Genomic DNA, 24,557 nt, shown 5'->3' with positions numbered 1-24,557 from the left:
GCTGGCGGACGCCCGCCGCTCCGTTAAGCTGGCGCTTGCCGTTCCGGCCCACCCCGAGGAGCCCCGTGCCGTCGCTGACCACCCGTGCTGTCGTGGCGCGCGTCGGCGCCGTCCCGCTGGCCTGCGTGCTGGTGGCGATCATGATCGTGTCGATCGCCGGGATGACGTGGAACACGTCCCCCTACTACGGGCGCAAGCAGGCCGCCGCCGCCCCCGCCTCGACACCCGCCCCGGTGCCGCGCGCGACGGGCACCTACACCGTGTCGTTGTCGCCCACCCGCGTCGAGATCCCGCGCCTGCGCGCGAAGGCGCCGGTCGTGAAGGTGGCGACCACGAGCGACGGCGAGCTCGAGATCCCCCAGAACCCGAAGATCGTCGGCTGGTGGAGCCCCGGCGCCCGTCCGGGATCGAAGAAGGGCACCGCGGTGCTCACCAGCCACATCAACTACAACGGGGTGCAGGGCACCTTCGCCCGCATCGGCGCGCTGAAGCCGGGCGACACCGTGCGGGTCTGGGGCCGGTTCAACGCCCGCCAGCAGCGCAAGGTCAGCTTTCGCGTCACCGCGGTGCGCACCTACCACAAGACGGCGCTGCCCTACCGGCAGATCTTCGACCAGAAGATCACCGGACGGCTCGCGCTCGTCACCTGCGGCGGGCCGTTCGACGCCTCGACCGGCAACTACCTCGACAACATCGTCGTGTACGCCGTGCCGACGGGCAGCGCCGGCGCCTAACGCGCCCGCTGCACGCGGGTCTCCTCGAAGACCGGCTCGTCCGACTCGTACACGCGGCCGTCCGCCCCGAAGACGAGGTACCGGTCGAAGGCGCGGGCGAACCACCGGTCGTGCGTGACCGCGACGACGGTGCCCTCGAACTGCTCCAGCGCCTCCTCCAACGCCTCGGCGCTGAGCACGTCGAGGTTGTCCGTCGGCTCGTCGAGCAGCAGCAGCGTGCAGCCGCCCAGCTCGAGCAGCAGGATCTGGAACCGCGCCTGCTGGCCGCCGGACAGCGTGCCGAAGCGCTGCTCGGCCTGGTCGCCCAGCCCGTAGCGGCGCAGCCGTCCGACCGCCGGTCCGCGGGGCACGCTCGGCCGGTCGTCCGCGCCGGCCCAGAGCAGGTCCAGCAGGGTGTGGTCCAGCCACTCGGGGTGGGCGTGCGTCTGGGCGAACAGGCCGGGGACGACGCGGGCGCCGAGCTTCCAGTCGCCGGTGTGCGCCACGGTGTCCCCGCCGAGCAGCCGCAGGAAGTGCGACTTGCCGGCGCCGTTGGCGCCCAGCACCGCGAGCCGCTCGCCGAAGAAGATCTCGAGGTCGAACGGGTGCATCAGCCCGGTGAGCTCGAGGCCGGCGCAGGTGACGGCACGGAGGCCCGTCCGCCCGCCGCGCAACCGCATGCTCACCTTCTCGTCCTCGGGACGGTCCGGGGGCGGCCCCTCGGCCTCGAAGCGCTCGAGCCGCCGGGCCTGGACGCGATACTTCTGCGCCATGACCTCGCTGACGCGGGCCTGGATCTGCAGGGTGCGGACGAGGTCCTTGAGTCGCTGGTGCTCCTGGTCCCACCGCAGCCGTACCTCGGCCATGCGTTCGTGACGCGCGGTGCGGGCCTCGTGATAGCTGGTGAACCCGCCGCCGTGCGTCCAGGCGGTGCCGCCCTCGACCGTGATGACCCGGTCGGCGACGGTGGCGAGCAGCTCGCGGTCGTGGCTGACGAACAGCACCGTCTTCTGCGTCTCGCGCAGGCGCTGCTCGAGCCACCGCTTGCCCGGGACGTCGAGGTAGTTGTCCGGCTCGTCGAGCAGCAGCACCTGGTCGCTGCCGCGCAGCAGCAGTTCGAGCGCCAGCCGCTTCTGCTCCCCGCCCGACAGCGTCGACAGCTCGCGGTACTTGCACCGCTCGTAGGGCACGCCGAGCGCGGCGACGGTGACGACGTCCCACAGCACCTCGGCGTCGTAGCCCCCGGCGTCGCCCCAGTCGCCGAGCGCCGAGGCGTACGCGAGCTGGGCGGTCTCGTCGTCGCGTTCCATGAGCGCCAGCTCGGCCGCCTGCACCGCCGCCCACGCGTCCTGTTGCGCCTGCGGGCCGAGCTGCACGAGAAAGTCCTGGACGGTCGTCTCGTCGCGCACCGAGCCGATGAACTGCCGCATGACGCCGAGGCCGCCCACGCGGGTGACGCTGCCCGACTGCGCGGCGAGGTCGCCCGCCACGATGCGCAGCAGCGTGGTCTTTCCGGCTCCGTTGGCCCCGACCAGCGCGGCCTTGACGCCGTCGCCGACCCGGAAGCCGACGTCGTGCAGCAGCTCCCGCCCGTCGGCCAGCATGTGGCCGAGCCCGGCGACCTCGACGTGTCCCATCGGGCCAGTCTCGGGCATCGCCTCCACAGGCGCATGCGTATTGCCATGCCGGTCCGCGGGGGCACACTGGCCTCATGGCCGATCTTGCGCAGCTCGCCGCGGACCTGTCGGACGATGCCCTGGTCACCGATCCCGACCTGCTGGCGAACTACCGCCACGACTGGGCGCGCGACCCGGACGCGGGCGTCCCGATGGCCGTGGTGCGGGCGCGGACGGTCGAGGACGTGCAGGCGACCCTGCGCTGGGCGAGCGCGCACGGCGTGCCCGTCGTGCCCCGCGGGGCGGGCTCGAGCCTGTCCGGCGGGTCGTCGGGCATCGCGGGCGGCATCACGCTGTCGACCGAGCGCATGCGCGAGGTCGCGATCGACACCGTCACCCGCGTGGCCGTCGCGCAACCCGGCGCCCTGAACGCCGAGGTCAAGAAGGCCGCCGCCGAGTGCGGCTTCTTCTACCCGCCGGACCCGTCCTCGTTCGAGATCTGCTCCATCGGCGGCAACGCGGCGACCAACGCCGGCGGGCTGTGCTGCGTGAAGTACGGCGTCACCACCGACTACGTGCTCGGCATGCAGGTGGTGCTCGCCGACGGCACCGCCGTCCGGCTCGGTGGCCCCCGTCTCAAGGACACCGCGGGCCTGTCGCTGACCAAGCTGTTCGTCGGCTCCGAGGGCACCCTAGGCGTCATCACCGAGCTGACGTTGCGGTTGCTGCCGGCGCCACCGCCCGCCTCGACGCTGGTCGCGATGTTCCCCAGCGTCGAGCTCGCCGCGGACGCGGTCGTCGCGATCACCGGCGTCTGCCGTCCGTCGATGCTGGAGCTGATGGACAACGGTTCGATCAACGCCGTCGAGGACCTGGTGAAGATGGGTCTCGACCGGGGCGCGGGTGCGTTGCTGCTCGCGCGGTCGGACGCACCCGGCGACGCCGCCGGCGCCGAGATCGAGCAGATCCGCGCGATGTGCGAGAAGCACGGGGCGGGTGAGCTGTTCACCACCGACGACGCCGACGAGGGCGAGGCGTTCGCCGCCGCGCGGCGGGCGGCGTTCCCGGCGATGGAGAAGTTCGGTTCGCTGCTGCTCGAGGACGTCGGCGTGGCCGTGCCGGAACTGCCGGCGCTGGTGCACGGCATCCGCGAGATCGCCGAGAAACGCGGCACCCACATCGTCGTCGTCGCGCACGCCGGCGACGGCAACACCCACCCGATCATCGCGTACGACCCGAAGGACGACGCCGCCCGGCAACGGGCGCAGACGGCGTTCGGCGAGGTCATGGACCTCGCGCTGTCGCTCGGCGGCACCATCACCGGCGAGCACGGCGTCGGCCGGCTCAAGGCGCCGTGGCTGCCCGACCAGCTCGGCCACGACGTCATGGCGCTGACCCGCACGATCAAGAACGCGCTCGACCCCGCCGGCATCCTGAACCCGGGGGTCGTCCTCGGCGCGTGAGCCCGGCGCACGGTCTCGCGTCCCGGCATACTCGGCCGGTGCCGGTGATCCTGCTGATCGTCGCGGGCGTCCTCGCGGTCGGCGACTGGGCGGCCGTGCACCGGCGGTTGTTCCGCCTCGAGTTCGTGCTCAAACCCGCCACGCTGGGGGTGCTGCTCGCCGCGGCGGTGGTCGCCGACCTCGGCCCCGCCCACCCGTGGATCGTCGCCGGTCTCGCGCTCGGCCTCGTCGGTGACGTCGCCATCGCGCTGGCCGACAACGTGTCGGATCCCGATCCGCTCGACCCCCGGTTCCTCACCGGCCTGGTCTCGTTCCTGCTCGGGCACCTCGCCTACGTGGTCGGGTTCGTCCGGACGGGGGTGCACCCGCTGCCGCTGCTCGCGGGCCTGCTGGTGGCCGCCGGCATCGGTGGCCTCACGCTGCCGCCGGTGCTGCGGCGCGCGGCCGGGGACGGCGGCGCGCCGCTGGTGGCCGCCGTGGCGGTCTACGGCGCGGTCGTCGCGGCCATGGCCGGTTTCGGTTCGGGCACGCAGGTCGTGCTCGTGGCGCTCGGCGGTGTGCTGTTCGTCGTGTCCGACGCGGTCATCGCCCGGGAGCGGTTCGTGGCCCGCTCGGCGCACGGTCCGGTGCTGATCGCGGTGACCTATCACCTGGCCCAGTTCGCCATCGTGCTCGGCCTGGGGCTGTCCAGTGGCTAGGCTCGCGTTTAACGAGGGGAACACACACATGACGCAGCCCGAGACGGTTCGCCTGGACGACCAGCTCTGCTTCGCGCTCTACGCCGCGACGAACGCGATCACGCGCTCGTACCGCCCGCTGCTGCGCGAGATCGGTCTGACCTACTCGCAATACATCGCGCTGATGGTGCTGTGGGAGCAGGACGGGCAACCGGTGCACCGCATCGCCGAACGCCTGCAGTTGCCCGGCAACGCCGTCACTCCCGTGCTCACCCGCCTCGAGCAGGCCGGCTTCGTCGCCCGCACGTCCGACCCGTCCGACGGCCGGGTCGCCCTGGTGCGACTCACCGCGGCCGGACGCGAGCTCGAACGGCGCGCCGCCGCGGTCCAGCACGAGGTGCGCTGCGGCACCGGCCTGGACGACGACGCGCTCGAGGCCCTGCGCTCCCGGCTGCACGGCCTCGTCGACGACATGCGCACCAACGCCGACGGCGAACCGGCCACCGCAGCCGCCGAGTAGCCGGGCGCGTCCCGCCCGCCCGCCCGCTGGTTAGGCTCGGGCCATGCCCCGCCGCCCGTCCCGCGCCGTCCCGACCCTGCTGCTCCCGGGTCGCCGCGGCGCCGTCGAGGGCGACTGGACCGCGCTGCTCGAGACCGAGCTGACCGCCGCCGGCCGCGTCGTCCGCACCGTCTCCTCGGGCGCCTCGCGCGACGACATGCTCGCCGCCCTCGACGACGCGCTCGCCGCACTGCCCGACGGCGGGTTCGACGTCGTCGCCCACGGCGACGGCGCGCTGCTGTGGTTGCACCACACGGTGTCCGGCCGGGTCGCGGAGCTGCCGCGCCCCGACCGGGTCGCGCTCGTCGCCCCGCCCTCGCCGTCCGCCACGGACGACGCCGGGCTGCTCCCGCCGCCGCTCGACCTCGACGCCGTGCGGCGGGCCGCCGAGGGCACCGTGCTCGTGGGCGGGGCCGACGACCCGCAGTGCCCCGAGGGCATCGCGAGCGCCTACGGCGTGCCGCTGAAGATGGCCACCACCGTCGTCCCCGACGGCGGGCACCTCGACGCCGCGTCGGGGTTCGGGCAGTGGCCGGCGATGTCGTCGTGGTGCTCCCGCGACAACCTCGCGTTCTTCTGAGCCGCCGGCCGAACCACCCCTAGCCGGCTCCGGCCCAGCCCGGCTCGCGGTGCCGGGCACCGTGCGCGTCGGTGACGTCCCAGCCGACCACCTCGTCGTCCGCCCATACCGGCCGGACGCTGCCCGCCGCCCGTCCGGCGAGCTGGTGGAGCAGGGAGCGGACGGCGTCCGGCGCGGGCGCGTTCGTCGACAGCAACGGCCAGACGAACCCGTCGCAGAGCAGTTCGACGCCGTGGAACACCTCGTCCCCGTCGCGCACCGCGGCCGCGCGCACGCCGGCGATGCGGTCGTAGTGGATCGTGACCGACAGGTGCGCGAGCGTCCGCTCGTTCGTCGTCCACGCCGACACCAGGCGGTCGGCCAGGGCGATCGTCGCCCCGGCCCGCACCCGCGGGAGGCCGCGCTGGACCCGGCGGGGCAGTCCCGCCCGGCGGGGACCGTCCACCCCGACCAGGGTCGGCACGAAGAGGTCCACGCGGTCGTGCTCGCCCAGCTGCGGCAGCAGCTCGCCGACGAGCAGGCTCTCCCAGGTGCCGCTGTCGCCGCTCCACCCCGCGGTGACGGCATTCGCGTGGTCGAGGGCGCCCAGCAGCGTGGCGTGCGCGTCGTCGACTCCGCGCCCGCCGGGTGGTGTCGCGCTCACCCGCACCGTCGGGGCGTCGTCCGGACCGGGCCGGACCGGCGACGGCTCGACGGAGCCGAGGGCGGCGGCGACCTGCGCCGCGGCCGGCCGCCGGGCGGGATCGACCGACAGCATGGCGGTGATCAGGCCGGTCAGGGGCCCGGCGCGCAGCGGCGGCGGGGCCGGACGGGTGAGCACCTGCGACAGCACCGCCAGCGCGTTGCCCGACCCGTCGTCGAACGGCGCGCGACCCTCCACGACGGCGAAGAGGGTCGCGCCGAGGGAGTAGACGTCTCCGGCCGGGGTCGGCGGCCCACCGTGCGCCACCTCCGGCGGCAGGTAGGCCGGGGTCCCGATGAACGTGCCCGTCCCCGTCAGTCCCGTGTCCACCGCGTCGCGGGCGATGCCGAAGTCGGCGAGCAGGGCGCGTCCCCGGTCGTCGACCAGGACGTTGGCGGGCTTGATGTCGCGGTGGAGGATGCCGAGCGCGTGCGCCTCGGCCAGCGCGTCGGCGACACCGCGCAGCCGGGCCGCGGCCGCGTGCGGGTCGAGGCGGCCGAGCCCCGCCAGCGTGGTCCCGGGGACGTACTGCAGGACCAGGCACGGGTGGCCGTCCGTGGTGACCACGTCGTGGACGGTGACGGCGTTGGGGTGGTCGAGCCGGGCGGCGAGCCGCGCCTCACGCTGCAGCCGTTCGGCGGCGCGGGGGTCGGACGCGAGCGCGTGCGCGAGCAGCGTCTTCAGCGCCACCCGTCGTCCGAGCACGGTGTCCTCGCCGAGCCACACCTCGCCCATGCCGCCGGCCCCGATGAGCGACAGCCGCCGGTAGCGCCCACCGATCAACTCGTCCACACGCCCACCTCCGCCGGGGCGCCAGCGTCCCACAGGCGGGTGCGGTCAGCCGGTGACGGCGGCCGCGCCGGTGCGCCTCGTGTCGCTCGCGACGTCTCCGGCGCCGGGCGGGCCGAACACGTGCCGCAGCCGCTGCCGCCAGTCCGGGCTGCGGCGCACGGCCCGGGCGATGGTGCCGTACTCGTGGTACTGCAGCACGAACGGGTTGTGGCTGTCGATGTTCTTGGTGAGCCCGTACGTCGGACGGTGCGTCTCCTCGGCGTACGTGCCGAACAGGCGGTCCCAGACGATGAGGATGCCGGCGTAGTTCTTGTCCAGGTAGTCCGGATCGCTCGCGTGGTGCACCCGGTGGTGCGACGGGGTGTTGAATACGAACTCCACCCACCGCCACAGCCGGTCGACGCGCTCGGTGTGCACGAAGAACTGGAACACCAGGTTGATCGAGAACGCGGTGAAGATCATCCACGGGGGCACGCCGAGCAGCGGCAGCGGCGTCCAGAACAGCAGCTCGCCCCACGGGTTCCACTTCTGCCGGACGGCCGTCGACAGGTTGAAGCGACGGCTGCTGTGGTGCGCCTGGTGACCCGCCCACAGGATGTTCACCCGGTGCGACGCACGGTGGTAGGCGTACCAGATCAGGTCGACGAGCAGCAGCACGGCGACCCACGTCCACCACTGCCGCGGGTCGAGCCGTAGCGGCGTGAGCACGTACAGCGCCGCGTACCCGAGCAGCGCCGCGACGCGCGCGGTGCCGTTGACGACGAGCGAGCCGAGGCCCATGAGGATGTTCGTCCGGGTGTCGCGCGCCTCGTAGCCGGCGGTGGCCTTCGCGTCGTCGTCGAGATGCCGCAGCGACAGCGCCTCGAGCGCCATGAACAGCACGAAGAACGGGATCGCGACCGCCACCGGATCGCGCACTGTCTCACCGATCGACACGTCCGCGCCTCCTTGAACTGACCCTGGGGTCACTTACCCTAGGGTAAGATCGCTGACGTGTCGAGCGGCGCCGTCATCGGGACGAAGGGCGTCCCCCGCGCCGAGCGCGAGCAGCAGATCCGCACGGCCGCCATCGTCGAGTTCGCCCGCCGCGGGTACGGGTCGGCGTCCGTCGTCGACATCGCCGCCGCTGCCGGCATCTCGAAACCCCTCGTGTACCAGTACTTCGGGTCCAAGGACGGGCTGTACCTCGCCTGCCTGCACGAGGTCGCGGGCGAGCTGCTGGCCCGCCTCAACGAGGCCGAACTCGCCGTCGACGACACCGTCGCCTCGCGGATCCACCCGCTGCGCGCGGTGTTCGAGGCCCTCGAGCCGCAGCGCGAGGCCTGGCGGCTGCTGTACGACTCGTCCGTACCGGCGGACGGCCCCGTCGCCGCCGCCGCGCGCGCCTACCAGTCGCGCATCTCCGAGCTCGCCGCAAGCGGTTCCGCGCGGTTCCTCGCCGCGCGCGGCCTGCGCAGCACCCTCGACGCGTCCGCGCTCACCGCGGTCTGGATGGGTCTCGTCCACTCACTCGTCCGGTGGTGGCTGGACCACCCCGCCGAGTCGGCGGGGGCGATGGCCGCGCGCTGCGAGCGCTTGTTCGCCGCCATCCTCGGCCCGGACCCGTCCTGACAGTCCCGACCTCCTGGCCGTCCGCCTCCCCGTTGACTGGCAGGTTCCCGCGTTGACTGGCACGGTTCGACGCTGACTGGGTGACTTCAACTCACCAGTCGGCCCCGGAACGTGCCAGTCGACGGAAGCAGGGGGTCAGCGGCGGGCGCGGGTCTGCGCGGCGCGGGCGGCGAGCTCGTCGTCGGGCGGATAGGTCACCTCGACGAGCGTGAGCCCGTGGGCCGGGGCGACGGCGACGTCGTTCGCGCGGGTGCCCAGGCCGAGCAGTGACGCCGGCCAGTCGGACGGCCGCCGGCCCTCCCCCACCGCGAGCAGGCTGCCGACCAGCGAGCGGACCATCGAATGGCAGAAGGCGTCGGCGACCACGGTCACGACGATCTCGTCGGCGTCGCGGGCGATGTCGAGGCGCAGCAGCGTGCGCCGGGTCGTGGCCCCGTCGCGGCGCTTGCAGAAGGCGGCGAAGTCGTTGAGCCCCAGCAGACCGGGCGCGGCAGCCACCATGGCGGGCACGTCCAGGGGCCGCGGGTGGTGGGTGACGAACCCGCGCCGCAGCGGATCGGGCGTGCGGTCGCACAGCCGGTACTCGTAGCGGCGCGACAGCGCCGCGAACCGGGCGTCGAATCCCGGCGGCGCCTCCTCGATCGCCCGCACGCGGACGTCGTCGGGCAGCGCCCGGTTGAGCCGCGACGCGGTGGGCAACGCCGGGAGATCGGCGTGGGCGACCTGACCGGAGGCGTGGACGCCTGCGTCGGTGCGCCCGGCCACGGTCAGCTCGGCGGACGGCACCCGCAGCACGGTGGCCAGGGCGTTCTCGAGCACGCCCTGCACGGTGCGGCGGTCGGGCTGACGGGCCCATCCGGAGAACCCGGACCCGTCGTAGGAAACGTCGAGGCGGGCCCGCGTGAGCGGACCCGCCTCGATCGCGGTGTGGCTGGTTACTTCTCGTCCGACGTGTCGTCGGCGGTGTCGGCCTTCGAGGCCTCCTGGCCGCCGGCCTCCGGCTCGCCGCCGATGACCTCGTCCTCGGCGGCCGCGGCCTCCTCGGCGTCGTCGTCGCCGAGACCGATCGCGGCCAGGCCGCTCTCGTCCTCGGTCGAGTCGGCGGTGTCGGAGTCCGCAGCGTTCTCGGCGGCGTCCTCGTCGGCCGCGACGGCGGCGGCGGTCGCGGACTCGCCCTTGGCGTCCTCCGCGATCTCCTTCGTGCGACCTGTCGGGGCCTTCTTGGTGGCGGTCTTCGTGCCCCGCGCCTTCTCGGCCTCGGCCACGACCGACTTGAGCTCCTCGACGAGCTCGATGACGGCCATCGGCGCGTTGTCGCCCTTGCGCGGGTTGGTCTTGATGATCCGCGTGTAGCCGCCCGGACGGTCGGCCATCTTCGGGCCGATCTCGGCGAACAGCTTGTGCACGACGTCCTTGTCGCGCACGACGGTGAGCACCTGGCGACGGGCGTGCAGGTCACCGCGCTTGGCGAAGGTGATCAGACGCTCGGCCAGCGGGCGCAGCCGCTTGGCCTTGGCCTCGGTGGTCGTGATGCGGTCGTGCTCGAACAGCGCGGTCGCCAGGTTGGCGAGCATGAGCCGCTCGTGGGCAGGACCGCCGCCGAGGCGGGGACCCTTGGTGGGCGTGGGCATGGAGTGCCTTTCGGTGAGATGGAGCGCTGCGACCGGACGCCGTGTCAGGTACGCCGGCCGTCGGGTGGACTAGAGCTGTTCGGTCTCGGCGAAGTCCTGGTCCTCGGTGAAGTCGTCGTCGCCGTAGGACTCGACCGAGCTCGGCAGGGCGAACCCGGGCGGGCTGTCCTTGAGCGCCAGGCCGAGGCCGTGCAGCTTGACCTTGACCTCGTCGATCGACTTGGAGCCGAAGTTGCGGATGTCGAGCAGGTCCGCCTCGCTGCGTCCGACGAGCTCACCCACGGTGTGGATGCCCTCGCGCTTGAGGCAGTTGTAGGAGCGGACGGTGAGGTCGAGGTCCTCGATCGGCATCGAGAACGCGGCCAGGTCGGCGACCTCGGTCGGCGACGGGCCGACGTCGATGCCCTCGGCCTCCTCGTTGAGCTCCTTGAACAGGCCGAAGAGCTCGACGAGCGTGTGGCCGGACGACGCCACGGCGTCGCGCGGGGTCATCGAGCTCTTGGTCTCGACGTCGACCACGAGGCGGTCGAAGTCGGTGCGCTGCTCGACGCGGGTGGCCTCGACGTTGTAGGTCACCTTGAGCACCGGCGAGTAGATCGAGTCGACCGGGATGCGGCCGATCTCCTGGCCGGGCTGCTTGTTCTGCACGGCGGTGACGTAGCCGCGGCCGCGCTCGACGACCAGCTCGATCTCGAGCCGGCCCTTCTTGTTGATGGTGGCGATGTGCAGGTCGGGGTTGTGCACGGTGACGCCCGCGGGCGGGGCGATGTCCGCGGCGGTGACGTCACCCGGGCCCTGCTTGCGCAGGTACATGACGACCGGCTCGTCGCTCTCGGAACTCACGACGAGCTCCTTGAGGTTCAGGATGATGTCGGTGACGTCCTCCTTGACGCCCTCGACGGTGGTGAACTCGTGCAGCACGCCGTCGATGCGGATGCTGGTGACGGCCGCGCCCGGGATGGACGACAGCAGGGTGCGGCGCAGCGAGTTGCCGAGCGTGTAGCCGAAGCCGGGCTCGAGGGGCTCGATGACGAACTTCGAGCGGCTCTCCGAGATGGGTTCCTCGGCGAGCGTGGGGCGCTGGGAGATCAGCACAGGTGGAACTCCTTGGGTTCGTGGACGACCGCTATATGACGTCCGACAAAGGGTGATGCACCGCCCGGGCCGGTCGGAACCGACCCGGGCGGGACGAGCGCTACTTGGAGTAGAGCTCGACGATGAGCTGCTCCTGGACCGGGATGTCGATCTGGGCCCGGACGGGGAGCGAGTGCACCAGGATGCGCAGCGAGTTCGGCACGACCTGCAGCCAGGCCGGGACGGGACGGTCGCCGTAGGTCGCCTGGGCGATCTGGAACGGCGTCGTCTCGAGCGACTTGGGCTTCACGTCGATGATGTCCCACTGCGACACGCGGAAGCTGGGGATGTCGACCTTGTGGCCGTTGACCAGGAAGTGGCCGTGGCACACCATCTGCCGCGCCTGGCGGCGGGTGCGGGCGATGCCCGCGCGGTAGATCACGTTGTCCAGCCGGGACTCGAGGATCTGCAGCAGGTTGTCACCCGTCTTGCCCTGGCCGCGGGTGGCCTCGTTGTAGTAGCGACGGAACTGCTTCTCGAGCACGCCGTAGCTGTACTTGGCCTTCTGCTTCTCCTGCAGCTGCAGCAGGTACTCGCTCTGCTTGATGCGGTTGCGGCCGTGCTGGCCGGGCGGGTACGGGCGACGCTCGAAGCTGGCGTCACCACCGACGAGGTCGACGTTGAGGCGACGCGAGATGCGCGTGGCGGGTCCGGTGTAACGAGCCATGGTGGTGTCTCCTCTCAGACCCGGCGGCGCTTGGGCGGACGGCAGCCGTTGTGCGGCTGGGGCGTGACGTCGGCGATGTTGCCGACCTCGAGGCCGGCGGCGGTCAGGGAACGGATGGCGGTCTCGCGACCGGAACCCGGGCCCTTGACGAACACGTCGACCTTCTTGACGCCGTGCTCCTGCGCCTTGCGGGCGGCGTTCTCGGCAGCCATCTGCGCCGCGAACGGCGTCGACTTGCGCGAGCCCTTGAACCCGACGTGGCCGGCCGAGGCCCACGACAGGACGTTGCCCTGGGGGTCGGTGATCGACACGATCGTGTTGTTGAAGGTGCTCTTGATGTGCGCCTGACCGAAGGTGACGTTCTTCTTCTCGCGGCGGCGCGTCTTCTTGGCTGCGCCCTTGCGTGCGGGACCCGGCATTACTTCTTACCTGCCTTCTTCTTGCCCGCGATCGTCTTCTTCGGACCCTTGCGGGTACGGGCGTTGGTCTTGGTGCGCTGGCCGTGGACGGGCAGGCCGCGGCGGTGCCGGATGCCCTCGTAGCAGCCGATCTCGACCTTGCGGCGGATGTCGGCGGCGACCTCACGACGCAGGTCGCCCTCGACGCGGAAGTTGGCGTCGATGTAGTCGCGGAGCTTGACGATGTCGGCCTCGACGAGGTCGCGGACGCGGACGTCCGGGCTCACGCCGGTGGCCTCGAGGGTCTGCTTCGCACGGGTACGGCCCATGCCGTAGATGTACGTGAGCGCGATCTCCAGCCGCTTCTCGCGGGGAAGATCCACGCCGGAAAGACGTGCCATGCGGGCGGTTCTCCTGATTTCTGTGACTCATCGGTGTGGGTGCGCGTCCGTCCCTGCCCGCCCGGGCAGGGCTCCGGCCGATGATCCGGAGGTGGATGGCCGCTGATGATCAGCGGCGACAGGTACGCGCGTGCTGGATGGTCTCTGCGACCGGTACTAGCCCTGGCGCTGCTTGTGGCGCAGGTTGTCGCAGATGACCATGACCCGACCGTGGCGACGGATGACCTTGCACTTGTCGCAGATCGGCTTGACGCTCGGCTTGACCTTCACGGTCGTGGCCCCTTCTTGCTCGAGACGGTGGAACTACTTGTAGCGGTAGACGATGCGACCGCGGGTGAGGTCGTAGGGCGAGAGCTCCACGACCACGCGGTCCTCAGGCAGGATGCGGATGTAGTGCTGGCGCATCTTTCCGCTGATGTGCGCAAGCACCTTGTGCCCGTTGGTCAGTTCCACCCGGAACATCGCGTTGGGCAACGGCTCCACCACGCGGCCTTCGACCTCGATGGCGCCTTCCTTCTTTGCCATGTCCTCCGCTTTCCTCGTGCTTGCGCACTGAGTCGTTGACATACTGCCGACGCACTGAGCACGCCGGTGGAACCCGGCGCGATCGTGAGGGATCCCCGCTTCGGCCCGCGGCCACAGCGGGCAGGATGAAACGCGGCGTGCGCCAACGTGGCAGTCTACCGACTCGCGGGACGGGACACCAAAACGCCGGGGATCCGCGGCAGGACGAGCGGTCCGACCAGGGCCAGGGCACCGACCGTACAGGCCAGCGTGAGCGTCGCCCGGTGCGACGCGGCGAGCACCGCGGCGAGCACCACTGAGGCCGTCGCCAGCCGCGCGAGGCGCAACGTCGCGGCCGTCCGGGACCGCGTGGCGACGACGACCAGCAGCACGGCGGCGGCCACGAGGAACACCCGGGCCGGCGACTGCGCCACCGTGGCGGTGCTGCCGGGCACGTACACGCCGGCGGTGTAGACGCCCGGCTGGCAGTACCCGTCGTAGTCGCAGTACCCGGGCCCGAAGTACCCGTTGGTCACGAAGCCCTCGACCTTCGTCCAGACCAGGCCGAGCGGGACGACACAGAGCGCGGCCGCCGCGCTCAGGCGTGCCGGAACCGACAGGCCCGGGATGGTGCGGCGCACGGGGTCACCACGTGTTCCGGGACGGACGGTCGCCGACCGGCTCCCGTCCGGGGGCGATCCAGGTGGCGATGACGCCCGCGGCCACGCCGACGGTGGCGACGAGCGAGGTGTTCGACCCGGCCGCCGGCAGCACGAACAGCACCCAGAACAGCACGAGCGCCCCGGCGCCGCACACCGACGCCTGCCACGCCCGCGCGGCGGTGAGGCCGGACAGCGCGACGGGCGCGAGGGTCAGCAGCGCGCCGAGGATCGCGAGGCCGCCCCACGCGTGCACGGTGTCCCATCCGGTCGCGCCGTCCTCGGGGATCGACAGCCCGGCGATCACCGCCGCGGCGCTCGCGAGACCGAGTCCCCAGATGGCGTTCGCGCCCTTCGCCCGCGCAGCGCAGGTGTGGCTCGGCGGCCCGAACGACGGCGGGTGCTGCGGCGGGCCACCCGCGCCGGGACCGTGCCGGCCTGTGGGCGGCATGCCACCCGCGCCGCCCGGGGCCTGGGGGGCGGGCTGGTGCGGCAGGGGCGGCGGCCCGGGTAGGCCGGCGAAGCCCTGCGTCGGGTCCTGCTGCGGCCGGTACGGCGCGGGTGGGATGGTCATGCCGACGACGCTAGGCACGCCGGGCCGCCCGCACAGGGGTGCTGGTGCCCCTCTCGTCTGGGAGGGTGGCGCGATGCCGGCCGCCCGTCCTCCGAGATGGCGCGCCCGCGCCCGGCCCGACGACGCCCGCCCGGACGGCGTCCGCTCGGGGATGGTCGAGGAGTTCCGGCGCCGCCAGGTGTCGGGGTGGGTGTCCGTGCCCGCGGGCGCCCCGCCGGCCGAGGTGACGTTGTGCGTCGACGGCGTCGCCGTCGCGCGCACGGTCGCGGCCATGCCGTCGCCCCGCCGGGACCCCGGCGGCGAGATCGGCGGGTTCCGCTTCCTGCTCTTCGAGCTGTGGGACCACGTCGGGCCGCGCGAGCGCATCACCGTCGAGGCGGACGGCCGTCCGCTGCCGATCGCCGGCCGCGGGACCGTCGTGCTGCCCACCGAACAGGGCCGGCACGGGTGGGCCGCCTTGCGTGCCGCGCTGGCGGACGGGCACGTCTTCTCCCGCACCGGGGTGCTGCAGCGCGCGCTCGATCGCGACGAGGCGTGGCGGCGGGAGGTGTTCGCGCTCGCCGACGGCGTCGACGCCGTGCTGCGCGAGCGGTTCGGGCTCAGCACGTTCCTGGCCTACGGTTCGCTGCTCGGGGCGGCGCGCGAGGGCGGTGCGATCGCGCACGACGACGACCTCGACCTCGGCTACCTGTCCGGGCACTCGGATCCGGTTGCGGTGGGCCGCGAACTGCACGACGTCGCGTCCGCCCTGCTCGACGCGGGCTGGGTCGTCGAGCCCTACGGACCGCTGCTGCACGTGCTCGCCCCCGGCTCACCCCGGCGGGTCGACCTGTTCCCGCACTTCTTCGACGCGGACGACCGGCTCGCCGTGCCGTGGGGCGTCGCCGGCACCGCGCCGGTCGCGCGCGCCGACTGGGGAACGCTGCACGACGTGCCCTTCGGCGGACGCACGGCACGGGTCCCGTCGGGCGCCGAGGCCGTGCTGACCCTGCTGTACGGGACGAGCTGGCGGTTGCCGCAGCCCGGCTTCTCGTGGCGGCTGGACCGGCGGCGTGACTGGCCCGAGGCCTTCCTGCCGCGGCAGGGGCAGAACGAGCTCTACTGGCGCGAGTTCCACTCGCACACCCGTTTCGACGACCCGTCGCCCTTCGCGCTCGCCCTGGTCGAGGACGCGCCGCGGGTGGTCGTCGACCTCGGGTGCGGCGACGGCCGGGACGCCGCCGCCTTCGCGGCGGCCGGACGCGCGGTGCTCGCCCTGGACGTCGCGGACGCCGCGCTGCATCCCGCCCGGCAGCGCCCGGACGTCGAGGTCGTGCGCTGCGACGTCGCCGACCCGGACGCTCTCGCGGCAGCGCTCGCCGCCCGTCCGCCGGGACCGGCGCTGTTCCACGCCCGCTTCCTGCTGCACGCGCTCACGGCGCACGAGCGCGCTGTCGTCCTCGCGGGCGTCACCGCGGCGGCAGCACCCGGCGACCGCCTCGCGCTGGAGTTCCGGCACGCCACCGACCGTCCGCTGGTCAAGAACCGGCGGGCGGGGCTGCGCGAGTTCGTCGACGGCGACGCCGTCGCGGCCCTGCTGCGCGACGACCACGGCTGGACGCTCGAGCAGGCCGACCACGGGACGGGACGCTCGCCGTACCGCGATGAGGACCCGGACCTCTACCGGATCGTCGCGGTGCGCTGACTGGTGCGGCTCAGGCGGTGGCGAGCGCCGCGGACGACACCGTGACGCCGCGGCGGGCGAGCTCCTCGCGTCCGCCGTCGGCGGCCGTGAGCACCCACGGGCCGTCGTCGAGCAGCGCGACGGTGTGCTCCCAGTGCGCGGCACAGCTGCCGTCGACGGTCGTGACGGTCCAGCCGTCGTCCAGCTCCTGCGTCTCCGGCGACCCGAGGGTGAGCATCGGCTCGATCGCGAAGGCCATTCCGGGGACGATCTTCGGGCCCTTGCCGGGGCGGCCGTGGTTCAGGATGTGCGGGGCCATGTGCATCTCGGTGCCGATGCCGTGGCCGCCGTAGTTGGTGACGATGCCGTACCGGCCGGCCTTGCGGACGGACGTCTCGACCGCGTGGGAGATGTCGGTGAGCCGGTTGCCGGCGCGCATCGCGGCCAGCCCGTCCCACATCGACGCCTCGCACGCCCGCGAGAGCTCGGCGACCTCGGGACGCACCTCGCCGACGGGGACGGAGACGGCGGAGTCGCCGTGCCACCCGTCGACGATCGCGCCGAAGTCGATCGAGATCAGGTCGCCCTCGGCCAGCTTCTCGCCCGCGGACGGGATGCCGTGGACGATGCGGTCGTTGACCGACGCGCAGATGACGGCCGGGAACCCGTGGTAGCCGAGGAACGACGACGTCGCGCCGGCTTCGCGCAGCACGTCGCGCGCGATGGCGTCGAGATCGAGTGTCGAGACACCGGGGGCCGCCGCGTCACGCATGGCCGCGAGCGCGCGGGCGACGACCAGCCCCGCCTCGCGCATGACGGCGAACTGGGCAGGGGTCTTGAGCTGGATGCGCTCCGGCAGGCCGCGCACGGTCAGTCCTTGAACGGCTCGAGCGCGGCGACGGCGCGCTCGGTGACGTCCTCGACGGCGCCCAACGCGTCGATCGCCACGAGGAGGCCCGCCGTGCGGTAGTAGTCGATCAGCGGTGCGGTCTGCTGCGCGTAGACCTCGAGCCGGTGGCGGACGGTCTCGGGCTTGTCGTCGTCGCGCTGGTACAGCTCGCCGCCGCACCGGTCGCAGACGCCCTCGTTCGCCGGCGGGTCGTACTCGAGGTGCCAGACGTGGCTGCACTTCTTGCAGGTGCGCCGGCCCGACAGCCGCTTGACGACCTCCTCGAAGTCGACGTCCAGGTCGAGGACGACCGACAGCGGCGACCCGACCTCGAGCAGGATCTCGGCGAGCACGTCCGCCTGCGCGACGTTGCGCGGGAACCCGTCGAGCAGGAACCCGTCGGCGGCGTCGGGCTCGGCGAGCCGGTCACGGACCATCGCGTTGGTGACCTCGTCGGGCACCAGGTCGCCGGCGTCCATGTACTTCTTCGCCTGCTGGCCGAGCTCCGTGCCGCCGGAGACGTTGGCGCGGAAGATGTCGCCGGTCGAGATCTTCGGGATGCCGAAGTGCTCGGCGATGAACTCGGCCTGGGTGCCCTTGCCGGCGCCGGGAGGGCCGACCAGCACGAGCCTCAACGCAGGAAGCCTTCGTAGTTGCGCTGCATCAACTGGCTCTCGATCTGCTTCACGGTGTCGAGACCCACGCCGACCATGATCAGCACCGCGGTACCGCCGAACGGGAAGTTCTGGTTGTTGCCGCTGGTCAGGGTGAAGAAGAAGTTCGGCAGCACGGCGATGATGCCCAGGTACAGCGAACCCGGGAAGGTGATGCGCGACAGCACGAACTGCAGGTACTCCGCCGTCGGGCGTCCGGGCCGGATGCCGGGGATGAAGCCGCCGTAGCGCTTCATGTCGTCGGCGCGCTCGACCGGGTCGAACGTGATGCCGACGTAGAAGTAGGCGAAGAAGATGATCAGGATGAAGTAGACGATCAGGTACGACGGCGCCGTCTGGTCGAGCAGGTACTCGTTCACCCAGGCTGCGAAGCCGCTCTGGTTGTCCGGGCTCACCAGCTGGCTGATGAGCTGCGGGATGTAGAGCAGCGACGAGGCGAAGATGACCGGGATGACACCGGCCTGGTTCACCTTCAGGGGCAGGTAGGTCGACGTGCCGCCGTACTGCCGGCGGCCCACCATCCGTTTCGCGTACTGCACCGGGATACGGCGCTGCGCCTGTTCGACGAAGACCACCGCGACGATGATCGCCAGGCCGAGCGCGAGGATCAGGGTGAAGACGAACCCGCCGGCGTTCTGCAGGATGACGCGACCCTCGGACGGGATGCGCGCCGCGATCGAGGTGAACATCAGCACCGACATGCCGTTGCCGACGCCGCGGTCGGTGATCAGCTCGCCCAGCCACATGATGACGCCGGTACCGGCCGTCATCACGATGACCATCGTGGCGAGGGTCCAGACGTCGTCCTTGTAGAGGATCGGGAACTGGTTCTGGTCACAGCCCTGGAACAGCTGGCCCGAGCGGGCGAGGGCGATGAAGCCGACGGACTGCAGGATGGCCAGGCCGATGGTGAGGTACCGGCTGTATTGGGTCAGCTTCTGCTGGCCCGACTGGCCTTCCTTCTTCAACTGCTCGAAGCGTGGGATGACGACCACGAGCAGCTGGATGATGATGCTCGCCGTGATGTACGGCATGATCCCGAGCGCGAAGACGGAGAGCTTCAGCAGCGCCCCGCCGGAGAACAGGTTGATCAGCGAGTAGATGTTCTTGCTGTCCTGCGTCGCCGTGTTCAGACACTGGTTGATGTTCTGGATGTCGGTGTTCGGCGTCGGAATCGACGCGCCCAGCCGGTACAGGGCGATGAGCGCGAGGGTGAAGAGGATCTTCTTGCGCAGGTCCGGAGTGCGGAATGCCGATGCGAAGGCCCTGAGCACGGGTGTCCTCCTCATGACGACTGCGGGGCAGTCGCCGTTGCCGGTGCGGTGGTGCTTGCTGGTGCTGACGGGCGGGCCGAGACCGCCGGACGTCCGTCAAGGACGGGCGTGGGAGCCCGTCCGGAACCGCCTCACTCTATGCGTTCGCGCACCGGACGCGGGATCGCCCCTGAACAGGGCGGCCACAGGACGTCCGGTGCGCGAAGTCGCACGGTGGTGCTGGTGCCTCGATCAGCGCGTGGTGGCGCTGCCGCCGGCGGCGGTGATCTTCTCCCGGGCGCTGCCCGAGAAGGCGTCCGCCGTGACGTCGAGCTTCACGGTCAGCTCGCCGTTGCCGAGGACCTTGACCGGCTCGCCCTTGCGGACGGCGCCGGCGGCCACGAGCTCGTCGATGCCGACGGTGCCGCCCTCGGGGAACAGCGAGGTCAGCTGCGCGACGTTGACGACCTGGTAGGCGACCTTGTTGCGGTTGGTGAAGCCCTTGAGCTTCGGCAACCGCATGTGGATCGGGGTCGCGCCGCCCTCGAAGCCCGCGCGCACCTGGTAGCGGGCACCGGTGCCCTTGGTGCCGCGACCGGCGGTCTTGCCCTTCGAGCCCTCACCGCGGCCGACGCGGGTCTTCTTGGTGTGCGAGCCGGGAGCCGGCTTCAGGTGGTGAACCTTGAGCGACATGTCAGTCGACCTCCTCCACCGTCACCAGGTGGGTGACGGTGTGGACCATCCCGCGGATCTCGGGACGGTCCTCCTTGATGACGGTGTCGTGCATGCGCTTGAGACCCAGCGACCGCAGCGTGTCCTTCTGGTTCTGCTTGTAGCCGATGCCCGACTTGGTCTGCGTGATCTTGAGCTTCGCCATGGCGGTCAGACCCCCTGGCCGGCGCGGGCACGCAGCAGCCCGGCCGGAGCGACGTCCTCGAGGGGCAGGCCACGACGGGCCGCGACCTCCTCGGGACGCACCAGCTGGCGCAGCGCCGCGACCGTCGCGTGGACGATGTTGATGGGGTTGTCCGAGCCGAGCGACTTCGACAGCACGTCGTGGATACCGGCGCACTCGAGCACGGCACGCACCGGACCACCGGCGATGACGCCGGTACCGGGGCTGGCCGGCTTGAGCAGCACCACGCCGGCGGCCTTCTCGCCCTGGCTCGGGTGCGGGATGGTCCCGGCGATCCGCGGCACCTTGAAGAAGTTCTTCTTGGCCTCCTCGACACCCTTGGCGATCGCCGCGGGCACCTCCTTGGCCTTGCCGTAACCGACGCCCACGGTGCCGTCGCCGTCGCCGACGACGACCAGGGCGGTGAAGCTGAAGCGACGACCGCCCTTCACGACCTTCGCGACACGGTTGATCGTGACGACCCGCTCGAGGTGGTTGCTCTTCTCGGCACCCCGGTCGCGTCCGCCCCGTCCGCCGTCGCGGCGGTCGCGGCGGTCGTTGCCGCCGCCACCCTGCTCGTTGCCTCCAGTGCGCGGTCCGCGCTGCTGACCGGGCATGTCAGAACTCCAATCCAGCGTCGCGGGCGGCGTCGGCGAAGGCCGCGATCCGCCCGGTGTAGGTGTTGCCACCGCGGTCGAAGACGACCTTGGTCACGCCGGCCGCCTTCGCCGCCTCGGCGACGGTCGCGCCCAGCGCCTTGGCCTGGGCGGTCTTGTCGCCGTCGGTGAGCTTGAAGGTCGAGCCGGACGCGAGCGTCACGCCCTTGGTGTCGTCGACCACCTGCACGAACAGGTGCCGCGCGGAGCGGTTGACGACCAGACGGGGACGCTCGGCGGTGCCGACGACCTTCTTGCGCAGCCGGAAGTGGCGGCGTGCACGCGACGCGCGGCGCTTGGTCGAGATGTTCGCCGAACCGCGCGCCTGACGGGTGATGGTGGATGCGCCCATTACTTCTTCCCTGCCTTGCCGGCCTTGCGCCGGATCTGCTCGCCCTCGTAGCGGACGCCCTTGCCCTTGTAGGGGTCGGGACGGCGCAGCTTGCGGATCTTCGCCGCGACCTCGCCCACCTGCTGCTTGTCGATGCCCTCGACGCTGAAGCGCGTGGGGTTCTCGACGCGGAACGTGATGCCCTCGGGCGCCGAGATCGGCACCGGGTGCGAGTAGCCGAGCGCGAACTCGAGGTCGCTGCCCTTGGCCGTGACGCGGTAACCGGTACCGACGATCTCCATGCGCTTCACGTAACCCTGCGTCACGCCGAGCACCATGTTGGCGATCAGCGTGCGCGACAGGCCGTGCAGCGCCTTGGACTCGCGCTCGTCGTCCGGACGGGACACGACGACCGCGCCGTCCTCGCCGCGGTCGACCGTGATCGGCGTCGCGACGGTGTGCTTCAACTCGCCCTTGGGGCCCTTCACCGTGACCTGCTGGCCGTCGATGGACACATCGACGCCGGACGGGACGGCGACCGGAAGCCTTCCGATTCTGCTCATGATCGCTCCCCTTACCAGACGTAGGCGAGGACTTCGCCGCCCACGCCGCGCTTGGCCGCCTGCTTGTCGGTCAGCAGCCCACCGGACGTCGAGATGATCGCGGTGCCCAGGCCGCCCAGCACGCGGGGCAGGCCCGTCGACTTCGCGTACACGCGCAGGCCGGGCTTTGACACCCGCCGCAGGCCGGCGATGCTGCGCTCGCGATTCGGTCCGTACTTGAGCTCGATGGTGAGCACGCGGCCCACCTGGCCCTCGGGGGCGTCGGCGACCTTGAAACCGGAGATGTAACCCTCCTGCTTCAGGATCTCGGCGATGTGCCCCTTGAGCTTCGAGTGCGGCATCTCCACGGTGTCGTGGAATGCCGTGTTGCCGTTGCGGACGCGCGTGAGCATGTCCGCGATCGGATCGGTCATCGTCATGGGATCTGCTTCTTTCTCACGCTGGTTCCCCGTGCGGGGCCTGGCGCGAAGGTGTTGTTGTCGTGCTGGTCGGGTGGGCCGTGATTACCAGGAGGACTTCGTGACGCCGGGCAGCTCGCCCGCGTGCGCCATCTCCCGGAGGCAGATCCGGCACAGGCCGAACTTGCGGTACACCGAGTGCGAACGTCCGCAGCGCTGGCAGCGGGTGTAGGCCCGCACGCCGAACTTGGGCTTCGCGGCGGCCTTCTGCTTCAGAGCGCTCTTCGCCATGGTCAGTTCTCCTTGAAGGGGAAGCCGAGCGCCCGCAGCAGCGCGCGTCCCTGGTCGTCGGTGGTCGCCGTGGTGACCACGGTGATGTCCATGCCCCGCGGACGGTCGATGTTGTCCGGGTTGATCTCGTGGAACATCGACTGCTCGGTGAGACCGAAGGTGTAGTTGCCGTTGCCGTCGAACTGGCGGTCCGACAGGCCGCGGAAGTCGCGGATGCGCGGCAGGGCCAGCGACAGCAGCCGGTCGAGGAACTCCCACATGCGGTCGCCGCGCAGCGTGACCTTCGCGCCGATCGGCATGCCCTCGCGCAGCTTGAACTGGGCGATCGACTTGCGCGCCTTCTGAACCAGCGGCTTCTGGCCGGTGATGAGCGTGAGGTCGCGTACGGCGCCGTCGATCAGCTTGCTGTCGCGCGCGGCCTCGCCGACGCCCATGTTCACGACGATCTTCGTCAGACCGGGCACCTGCATCGGGTTGGCGAAGGAGAACTCCTTCGTCAGCGCCGGGACGATGTCCTCGCGGTACTTGGTCTTGAGCCGCGGCGTCGGGACCTCGGTCGTGGTCTCGGTGGTGGCGGTCATGAGATGTCCTTTCCGGAACGCCGCGAGACGCGGACGTTGCGGCCGCTCTCGTCGTCACGCCGGTAGCCGACGCGCGTGGCCTTGCCCTCGCCGTCGATGACCATCACGTTGCTGGCGTTGATCGGGGCCTCGATGTGCTCGATGCCGCCGGCCTTCGCGCCACGCGCGGTCTGCGAGACCCGGGTGTGCTTCGTGACGCGGTTGACGCCCTCGACGACGACACGGTTCGTGATGGGGTCGGCCGCGATGACCTTGCCCTTCACGCCGCGGTCCTTGCCGGCGATGACGACGACCTCGTCGCCCTTCTTGACCTTCATGTCTAGAGCACCTCCGGTGCCAGCGAGATGATCTTCATGAAGCGCTTGTCACGCAGCTCGCGACCGACCGGGCCGAAGATGCGGGTGCCGCGCGGTTCGCCGTCGGTGCGGATGAGCACCGCCGCGTTCTCGTCGAAGCGGATGTAGCTGCCGTCCGGGCGCCGACGCTCCTTGACGGTGCGCACGATGACCGCCTTGACGACGTCACCCTTCTTGACGTTCGCGCCCGGCAGCGCGTCCTTCACCGTCGCGACGATGATGTCGCCGATGCCGGCGTACCGGCGCCCCGAACCGCCCATCACGCGGATGCACAAGATTTCCTTGGCTCCGGTGTTATCGGCGACCCGGAGGCGCGACTCCTGCTGAATCACTGGTTACTCCTGAACTGAGGACCTGACCCCATCCGGGGCCGGTTTCACTGGTGGTGCTGAGGCGGGAGGCTTACTTGGCCTTCTCGAGGACCTGCACGACGCGCCAGCGCTTGGTGGCCGACTGCGGGCGGGTCTCCATGATCTGCACGCGGTCGCCGACGCCGACCTCGTTGGTCTCGTCGTGCACCTTCAGCTTGTTCGTGCGGCGCAGCACCTTGCCGTACAGCGGGTGCTTGACGCGGTCCTCGACCTCGACGACAACGGTCTTGTCCATCTTGTCGCTGACCACGAGGCCCTCGCGGACCTTGCGGAACGTCGAGCGCGCCGACTCTGCAGTCGCAGCGGTCTCGGTGGTGGATTCGGTCATGACGCGGTGACACCTTCACTCGGGGCGACGGACAGGCCGAGCTCACGCTCGCGCAGGATCGTGTAGATCCGCGCGATGTCGTGTTTCACGGTGCGCAGTCGCCGGTTGTTGTCCAGCTGCCCGGTCGCCATCTGGAAGCGCAGGTTGAACAGCTCTTCCTTCGACTCGCGCAGCCGGGTGGCGAGCTCGTCGTCGCTGAGCTCGCGCAGTTCGTTGGTGAGCGCGCTCATCAGACATCCGCCTCTCGGGTCACGATGCGGCACTTCATCGGCAGCTTGTGGATCGCGCGGGTCAGCGCCTCGCGGGCGACGACCTCGTTGGGGAACGACAGCTCGAACAGCACGCGGCCCGGCTTGACGTTCGCGATCCACCACTCGGGCGAGCCCTTGCCGGAACCCATGCGGGTCTCGGCCGGCTTCTTGGTGAGCGGACGGTCCGGGTAGATGTTGATCCACACCTTGCCGCCACGGCGGATGCGCCGGTTGATCGCGATACGCGCCGACTCGATCTGCCGGTTGGTGACGTAGGCGGGCTCGAGCGCCTGGATGCCGTACTCACCGAACGACACCTGGGTGCCGCCGCTGGCCGTGCCCCGGCGGGACGGGTGGTGCTGCTTGCGGTGCTTGACCCTGCGTGGGATGAGCATG

General features: G+C 71.4%; 36 protein-coding genes. 7 read left to right on the top strand and 29 right to left on the bottom strand.

Going from position 1 to position 24,557, the window contains the following annotated elements; genetic code table 11:
- Positions 1–65 precede the first annotated feature (65 nt).
- Positions 66–734 (top strand): class F sortase, encoded by a 669-nt coding sequence (locus ACYVP9_RS20430; protein WP_460606793.1) that lies wholly within the window; start codon positions 66–68, stop codon positions 732–734.
- Here ACYVP9_RS20430 and ACYVP9_RS20425 read toward each other — a convergent pair.
- Positions 731–2,350, bottom strand: a complete 1,620-nt coding sequence (locus tag ACYVP9_RS20425) for an ABC-F family ATP-binding cassette domain-containing protein (protein WP_460606792.1) — start codon at positions 2,348–2,350, stop codon at positions 731–733. The two genes, ACYVP9_RS20430 and ACYVP9_RS20425, sit on opposite strands and share 4 nt — an antisense overlap.
- Before the next feature lie 74 nt (positions 2,351–2,424).
- Between ACYVP9_RS20425 and ACYVP9_RS20420 the strand changes: the two genes are divergently transcribed.
- Genes ACYVP9_RS20420 through ACYVP9_RS20405 form a run of 4 tightly spaced genes read left to right on the top strand, consistent with a single transcriptional unit; the run spans position 2,425 to position 5,608 of the window.
- Complete coding sequence (locus ACYVP9_RS20420; protein WP_460606791.1) at positions 2,425–3,792, top strand: FAD-binding oxidoreductase; 1,368 nt, start codon at positions 2,425–2,427, stop codon at positions 3,790–3,792.
- 38 nt (positions 3,793–3,830) lie between these two features.
- Entirely contained in the window at positions 3,831–4,490 is a 660-nt protein-coding gene (locus ACYVP9_RS20415; protein WP_460606790.1) for a lysoplasmalogenase, read from the top strand.
- A gap of 28 nt (positions 4,491–4,518) precedes the next feature.
- A complete protein-coding gene (locus tag ACYVP9_RS20410; protein ID WP_460606789.1) occupies positions 4,519–4,989 on the top strand; it encodes a MarR family winged helix-turn-helix transcriptional regulator in 471 nt (156 codons plus the stop codon).
- Positions 4,990–5,032: 43 nt separating this feature from the next.
- A complete protein-coding gene (locus ACYVP9_RS20405; RefSeq protein WP_460606788.1) occupies positions 5,033–5,608 on the top strand; it encodes an RBBP9/YdeN family alpha/beta hydrolase in 576 nt (191 codons plus the stop codon).
- Positions 5,609–5,627: 19 nt separating this feature from the next.
- On the opposite strand, the gene ACYVP9_RS20400 is transcribed toward ACYVP9_RS20405, so the two are convergent.
- Both ACYVP9_RS20400 and ACYVP9_RS20395 read right to left on the bottom strand, forming a co-directional pair.
- Positions 5,628–7,082, bottom strand: coding sequence for a serine/threonine-protein kinase (locus tag ACYVP9_RS20400; protein ID WP_460606787.1), 1,455 nt, complete (start codon positions 7,080–7,082; stop codon positions 5,628–5,630).
- A 45-nt stretch (positions 7,083–7,127) separates the two neighbouring features.
- A complete protein-coding gene (locus ACYVP9_RS20395; protein WP_460606947.1) occupies positions 7,128–7,955 on the bottom strand; it encodes a sterol desaturase family protein in 828 nt (275 codons plus the stop codon).
- A 120-nt stretch (positions 7,956–8,075) separates the two neighbouring features.
- Between ACYVP9_RS20395 and ACYVP9_RS20390 the strand changes: the two genes are divergently transcribed.
- Positions 8,076–8,693 (top strand): TetR/AcrR family transcriptional regulator, encoded by a 618-nt coding sequence (locus ACYVP9_RS20390; protein ID WP_460606786.1) that lies wholly within the window; start codon positions 8,076–8,078, stop codon positions 8,691–8,693.
- A gap of 135 nt (positions 8,694–8,828) precedes the next feature.
- Here ACYVP9_RS20390 and truA read toward each other — a convergent pair whose 3' ends face one another.
- The 10 genes from truA to ACYVP9_RS20340 form a co-directional block, all read right to left on the bottom strand.
- Positions 8,829–9,614 carry a tRNA pseudouridine(38-40) synthase TruA gene (truA, locus tag ACYVP9_RS20385; protein ID WP_460606946.1) on the bottom strand — a complete coding sequence of 262 codons (786 nt, stop codon included), beginning with the start codon at positions 9,612–9,614 and terminating at the stop codon, positions 8,829–8,831.
- A gap of 14 nt (positions 9,615–9,628) precedes the next feature.
- Positions 9,629–10,324, bottom strand: coding sequence for a bL17 family ribosomal protein (rplQ, locus tag ACYVP9_RS20380; RefSeq protein ID WP_460606785.1), 696 nt, complete (start codon positions 10,322–10,324; stop codon positions 9,629–9,631).
- A 69-nt stretch (positions 10,325–10,393) separates the two neighbouring features.
- A complete protein-coding gene (locus ACYVP9_RS20375) occupies positions 10,394–11,419 on the bottom strand; it encodes a DNA-directed RNA polymerase subunit alpha (protein ID WP_460606784.1) in 1,026 nt (341 codons plus the stop codon).
- Positions 11,420–11,519: 100 nt separating this feature from the next.
- Entirely contained in the window at positions 11,520–12,125 is a 606-nt protein-coding gene (rpsD, locus tag ACYVP9_RS20370; RefSeq protein ID WP_460606783.1) for a 30S ribosomal protein S4, read from the bottom strand.
- Between the two features lie 14 nt (positions 12,126–12,139).
- Positions 12,140–12,544 (bottom strand): small ribosomal subunit protein uS11, encoded by a 405-nt coding sequence (gene rpsK, locus ACYVP9_RS20365; protein WP_460606782.1) that lies wholly within the window; start codon positions 12,542–12,544, stop codon positions 12,140–12,142.
- A complete protein-coding gene (rpsM, locus tag ACYVP9_RS20360; RefSeq protein WP_460606781.1) occupies positions 12,544–12,924 on the bottom strand; it encodes a 30S ribosomal protein S13 in 381 nt (126 codons plus the stop codon). Before rpsM ends, rpsK begins: the two co-directional genes overlap by 1 nt.
- Positions 12,925–13,080: 156 nt before the next feature.
- Positions 13,081–13,194 carry a 50S ribosomal protein L36 gene (rpmJ, locus tag ACYVP9_RS20355; protein ID WP_119951654.1) on the bottom strand — a complete coding sequence of 38 codons (114 nt, stop codon included), beginning with the start codon at positions 13,192–13,194 and terminating at the stop codon, positions 13,081–13,083.
- A 33-nt stretch (positions 13,195–13,227) separates the two neighbouring features.
- A complete protein-coding gene (gene infA / locus ACYVP9_RS20350; protein WP_460606780.1) occupies positions 13,228–13,449 on the bottom strand; it encodes a translation initiation factor IF-1 in 222 nt (73 codons plus the stop codon).
- 155 nt (positions 13,450–13,604) lie between these two features.
- Complete coding sequence (locus ACYVP9_RS20345) at positions 13,605–14,069, bottom strand: hypothetical protein (protein WP_460606779.1); 465 nt, start codon at positions 14,067–14,069, stop codon at positions 13,605–13,607.
- 4 nt (positions 14,070–14,073) lie between these two features.
- Positions 14,074–14,661 (bottom strand): hypothetical protein, encoded by a 588-nt coding sequence (locus ACYVP9_RS20340; protein ID WP_460606778.1) that lies wholly within the window; start codon positions 14,659–14,661, stop codon positions 14,074–14,076.
- 73 nt (positions 14,662–14,734) lie between these two features.
- Between ACYVP9_RS20340 and ACYVP9_RS20335 the strand changes: the two genes are divergently transcribed.
- Positions 14,735–16,345: a LicD family protein gene (locus ACYVP9_RS20335; RefSeq protein ID WP_460606777.1), complete on the top strand. Its 1,611-nt coding sequence runs from the start codon at positions 14,735–14,737 to the stop codon at positions 16,343–16,345.
- A gap of 10 nt (positions 16,346–16,355) precedes the next feature.
- Here the strand turns inward: ACYVP9_RS20335 and map are convergent, their stop codons facing one another.
- From map to rplP, 16 genes are all read right to left on the bottom strand, one after another.
- Positions 16,356–17,192, bottom strand: a complete 837-nt coding sequence (gene map, locus ACYVP9_RS20330) for a type I methionyl aminopeptidase (protein ID WP_460606776.1) — start codon at positions 17,190–17,192, stop codon at positions 16,356–16,358.
- Positions 17,193–17,194: 2 nt separating this feature from the next.
- Positions 17,195–17,848, bottom strand: coding sequence for an adenylate kinase (locus tag ACYVP9_RS20325; protein ID WP_460606775.1), 654 nt, complete (start codon positions 17,846–17,848; stop codon positions 17,195–17,197).
- A complete protein-coding gene (gene secY, locus ACYVP9_RS20320; RefSeq protein WP_460606774.1) occupies positions 17,845–19,161 on the bottom strand; it encodes a preprotein translocase subunit SecY in 1,317 nt (438 codons plus the stop codon). The genes ACYVP9_RS20325 and secY overlap by 4 nt, the downstream gene beginning before the upstream one ends.
- Positions 19,162–19,392: 231 nt before the next feature.
- On the bottom strand, positions 19,393–19,833 hold the full coding sequence (rplO, locus tag ACYVP9_RS20315) for a large ribosomal subunit protein uL15 (RefSeq protein ID WP_460606773.1): 441 nt from the start codon (positions 19,831–19,833) through the stop codon (positions 19,393–19,395).
- Position 19,834: 1 nt separating this feature from the next.
- Positions 19,835–20,017 carry an uL30 family ribosomal protein gene (gene rpmD / locus ACYVP9_RS20310; protein WP_460606772.1) on the bottom strand — a complete coding sequence of 61 codons (183 nt, stop codon included), beginning with the start codon at positions 20,015–20,017 and terminating at the stop codon, positions 19,835–19,837.
- 5 nt (positions 20,018–20,022) lie between these two features.
- Positions 20,023–20,652 (bottom strand): 30S ribosomal protein S5, encoded by a 630-nt coding sequence (gene rpsE / locus ACYVP9_RS20305; RefSeq protein ID WP_460606771.1) that lies wholly within the window; start codon positions 20,650–20,652, stop codon positions 20,023–20,025.
- 1 nt (position 20,653) lies between these two features.
- On the bottom strand, positions 20,654–21,043 hold the full coding sequence (gene rplR / locus ACYVP9_RS20300) for an uL18 family ribosomal protein (RefSeq protein ID WP_460606770.1): 390 nt from the start codon (positions 21,041–21,043) through the stop codon (positions 20,654–20,656).
- Positions 21,043–21,585: a 50S ribosomal protein L6 gene (gene rplF / locus ACYVP9_RS20295; protein ID WP_460606769.1), complete on the bottom strand. Its 543-nt coding sequence runs from the start codon at positions 21,583–21,585 to the stop codon at positions 21,043–21,045. The genes rplR and rplF overlap by 1 nt, the downstream gene beginning before the upstream one ends.
- Before the next feature lie 11 nt (positions 21,586–21,596).
- Positions 21,597–22,004, bottom strand: a complete 408-nt coding sequence (gene rpsH, locus ACYVP9_RS20290) for a 30S ribosomal protein S8 (protein WP_460606768.1) — start codon at positions 22,002–22,004, stop codon at positions 21,597–21,599.
- Between the two features lie 84 nt (positions 22,005–22,088).
- Entirely contained in the window at positions 22,089–22,274 is a 186-nt protein-coding gene (locus tag ACYVP9_RS20285) for a 30S ribosomal protein S14 (protein ID WP_460606767.1), read from the bottom strand.
- Between the two features lie 2 nt (positions 22,275–22,276).
- On the bottom strand, positions 22,277–22,855 hold the full coding sequence (gene rplE / locus ACYVP9_RS20280; RefSeq protein WP_460606766.1) for a large ribosomal subunit protein uL5: 579 nt from the start codon (positions 22,853–22,855) through the stop codon (positions 22,277–22,279).
- The gene (gene rplX / locus ACYVP9_RS20275; RefSeq protein ID WP_460606765.1) at positions 22,852–23,172 is read right to left on the bottom strand and encodes a 50S ribosomal protein L24; all 321 of its coding nucleotides are present in this window, start codon (positions 23,170–23,172) and stop codon (positions 22,852–22,854) included. Before rplX ends, rplE begins: the two co-directional genes overlap by 4 nt.
- A 2-nt stretch (positions 23,173–23,174) precedes the next feature.
- Complete coding sequence (gene rplN, locus ACYVP9_RS20270; protein ID WP_460606764.1) at positions 23,175–23,543, bottom strand: large ribosomal subunit protein uL14; 369 nt, start codon at positions 23,541–23,543, stop codon at positions 23,175–23,177.
- A 70-nt stretch (positions 23,544–23,613) separates the two neighbouring features.
- Positions 23,614–23,910, bottom strand: coding sequence for a small ribosomal subunit protein uS17 (gene rpsQ, locus ACYVP9_RS20265; protein ID WP_460606763.1), 297 nt, complete (start codon positions 23,908–23,910; stop codon positions 23,614–23,616).
- On the bottom strand, positions 23,907–24,140 hold the full coding sequence (gene rpmC / locus ACYVP9_RS20260) for a large ribosomal subunit protein uL29 (protein WP_460606762.1): 234 nt from the start codon (positions 24,138–24,140) through the stop codon (positions 23,907–23,909). The genes rpsQ and rpmC overlap by 4 nt, the downstream gene beginning before the upstream one ends.
- The gene (rplP, locus tag ACYVP9_RS20255; protein ID WP_460606761.1) at positions 24,140–24,556 is read right to left on the bottom strand and encodes a large ribosomal subunit protein uL16; all 417 of its coding nucleotides are present in this window, start codon (positions 24,554–24,556) and stop codon (positions 24,140–24,142) included. The genes rpmC and rplP overlap by 1 nt, the downstream gene beginning before the upstream one ends.
- Position 24,557 lies beyond the last annotated feature (1 nt).

Source organism: Jatrophihabitans fulvus, from assembly GCF_054781375.1.
Note: the sequence above shows the minus strand (reverse complement) of the source record. Positions and strands in the feature narration are given on the sequence as shown.

Coding starts and splice junctions, on each gene's coding strand:
- ACYVP9_RS20425 (WP_460606792.1), bottom strand. CDS start 2,350: ATGGGACACGTCGAGGTCGCCGGGCTCGGCCACATGCTGGCCGACGGG.
- ACYVP9_RS20420 (WP_460606791.1), top strand. CDS start 2,425: ATGGCCGATCTTGCGCAGCTCGCCGCGGACCTGTCGGACGATGCCCTG.
- ACYVP9_RS20410 (WP_460606789.1), top strand. CDS start 4,519: ATGACGCAGCCCGAGACGGTTCGCCTGGACGACCAGCTCTGCTTCGCG.
- ACYVP9_RS20405 (WP_460606788.1), top strand. CDS start 5,033: ATGCCCCGCCGCCCGTCCCGCGCCGTCCCGACCCTGCTGCTCCCGGGT.
- ACYVP9_RS20395 (WP_460606947.1), bottom strand. CDS start 7,955: ATGGCGCTCGAGGCGCTGTCGCTGCGGCATCTCGACGACGACGCGAAG.
- rplQ (WP_460606785.1), bottom strand. CDS start 10,324: ATGCCCACGCCCACCAAGGGTCCCCGCCTCGGCGGCGGTCCTGCCCAC.
- rpsD (WP_460606783.1), bottom strand. CDS start 12,125: ATGGCTCGTTACACCGGACCCGCCACGCGCATCTCGCGTCGCCTCAAC.
- rpsK (WP_460606782.1), bottom strand. CDS start 12,544: ATGCCGGGTCCCGCACGCAAGGGCGCAGCCAAGAAGACGCGCCGCCGC.
- rpsM (WP_460606781.1), bottom strand. CDS start 12,924: ATGGCACGTCTTTCCGGCGTGGATCTTCCCCGCGAGAAGCGGCTGGAG.
- infA (WP_460606780.1), bottom strand. CDS start 13,449: ATGGCAAAGAAGGAAGGCGCCATCGAGGTCGAAGGCCGCGTGGTGGAG.
- ACYVP9_RS20340 (WP_460606778.1), bottom strand. CDS start 14,661: ATGACCATCCCACCCGCGCCGTACCGGCCGCAGCAGGACCCGACGCAG.
- ACYVP9_RS20335 (WP_460606777.1), top strand. CDS start 14,735: ATGCCGGCCGCCCGTCCTCCGAGATGGCGCGCCCGCGCCCGGCCCGAC.
- rplO (WP_460606773.1), bottom strand. CDS start 19,833: ATGTCGCTCAAGGTTCACCACCTGAAGCCGGCTCCCGGCTCGCACACC.
- rpmD (WP_460606772.1), bottom strand. CDS start 20,017: ATGGCGAAGCTCAAGATCACGCAGACCAAGTCGGGCATCGGCTACAAG.
- rpsE (WP_460606771.1), bottom strand. CDS start 20,652: ATGCCCGGTCAGCAGCGCGGACCGCGCACTGGAGGCAACGAGCAGGGT.
- rplR (WP_460606770.1), bottom strand. CDS start 21,043: ATGGGCGCATCCACCATCACCCGTCAGGCGCGCGGTTCGGCGAACATC.
- rplF (WP_460606769.1), bottom strand. CDS start 21,585: ATGAGCAGAATCGGAAGGCTTCCGGTCGCCGTCCCGTCCGGCGTCGAT.
- rpsH (WP_460606768.1), bottom strand. CDS start 22,004: ATGACGATGACCGATCCGATCGCGGACATGCTCACGCGCGTCCGCAAC.
- ACYVP9_RS20285 (WP_460606767.1), bottom strand. CDS start 22,274: ATGGCGAAGAGCGCTCTGAAGCAGAAGGCCGCCGCGAAGCCCAAGTTC.
- rplE (WP_460606766.1), bottom strand. CDS start 22,855: ATGACCGCCACCACCGAGACCACGACCGAGGTCCCGACGCCGCGGCTC.
- rplX (WP_460606765.1), bottom strand. CDS start 23,172: ATGAAGGTCAAGAAGGGCGACGAGGTCGTCGTCATCGCCGGCAAGGAC.
- rpsQ (WP_460606763.1), bottom strand. CDS start 23,910: ATGACCGAATCCACCACCGAGACCGCTGCGACTGCAGAGTCGGCGCGC.
- rpmC (WP_460606762.1), bottom strand. CDS start 24,140: ATGAGCGCGCTCACCAACGAACTGCGCGAGCTCAGCGACGACGAGCTC.
- rplP (WP_460606761.1), bottom strand. CDS start 24,556: ATGCTCATCCCACGCAGGGTCAAGCACCGCAAGCAGCACCACCCGTCC.